We start from the raw sequence: 1355 nt of genomic DNA on the forward strand, positions 1-1355 counted from the left end.
CCTTCGGACGGCTCGACGAAACCGGTGAGGAAGCCGAGATCTTCGCCGGTGACCGTACGAACACCCGAGTCGACCTCGAACTGCACCTCGTGGAGGACCCGGACGGTGGCGTCACCGGACAGGCGGTCTACAGCCGCGCCCTGTTCGACCACTCCACCGTGCAGCGACTGCTCGACCACCTGGGGAACGTCGTGCGCGAGGCCACGGCCGAACCCGACCGGCCGCTGTCCCGGCTGTCGCTGCAGGACGCACAGGAGCGTGAGCGCGTCCTCACCACCTGGCAGGGCGTCGACCAGCCCGTACCCGCCGGTACGCTGCCGGAGATGTTCACCGGGCGCGCAGCCAGGACCCCGGACGCGACGGCGGTGTGCCAAGGGGAGCGGCGTCTCAGCTATGCGGAGCTCGACGCCGCGTCCAACCGGCTGGCGCACCGGCTGATCGAACTCGGCCTGCGGGACGAGGACATCGTGGGCCTCGACGTCGGCAGGTCGCCCGAGACCGTCGTCGCCGTGCTGGCCGTCCTCAAGGCCGGCGGCGCGTACCTGCCCATGGACGAGCGCAACCCGGCGTCCCGCAAGCTGTGGATGCTGGACCAGTCCGGCGCCCGCTTCCTGCTCACCGACCGCCCCGAAGACGTGGCCGAGCTGCTGGTCGACCGGAAGATCACGGTGATCGACGTCGGCGCCGACACCGACCCGTGGCCGGCGCACGCGGTGCACGAACGCAGGCCGCTCCCGGACTCTCTGGCCTATGTGATCTACACCTCGGGATCCACCGGCAAGCCCAAGGGCGTGGCGGTGACCCACCGCAACGTCGTCGGCTTCGCCTGTGATCCGCTCTTCGGCAGCGGTGCCTACCAGCGGGTGCTGGTGCACTCGTCCTACGCGTTCGACGTGTCCACGGCCGAGCTGTGGCCCGCCCTGCTGGCCGGCGGCACGCTCGTACTCGCCCCGCGCGGGGCAGTCGACGCGGCGATGTTCCGCTCGGTCATCACCGAGCACGCCGTCACCGCGCTGTTCCTCACCCCCGGCCTGCTCGAACTCCTCGCCGAGGAGTGCCCGGAGGCCTTCGCGGGAGTGCGCGAGGTGCAGGTGGGCGGCGACACAGCGCCGACCGCGACTGTGTCTGGGCTTCTCGCGCTGCATCCGCGCCTGCAGATCGTCAACGTCTACGGACCCACCGAGGCGACGGTGATCGTCACCGGCTTCCGGATGAACGCGCAGAACCCGCCGGCGGCGGACGGCATTCCGCTCGGCGGGCCGCTGCCCAACCACCGCGTCCTCGTGCTCGACGACCGGCTGCGCCCCGCACCGGTGGGCGTGCCCGGCGAGCTGTACGTGACCGGGGCCGGACTT

1 protein-coding gene is annotated in these 1355 nt (G+C 71.4%); it reads left to right on the top strand.

Going from position 1 to position 1355, the window contains the following annotated elements:
* A partial coding sequence (locus NGF19_RS30335) for an AMP-binding protein (RefSeq protein WP_252429140.1) occupies nt 1–1355 on the top strand: 1355 nt, incomplete at both ends.

The sequence above is a fragment of the Streptomyces macrolidinus genome, from assembly GCF_023887685.1.
In the GTDB taxonomy this organism is placed as follows: domain Bacteria; phylum Actinomycetota; class Actinomycetes; order Streptomycetales; family Streptomycetaceae; genus Streptomyces; species Streptomyces macrolidinus.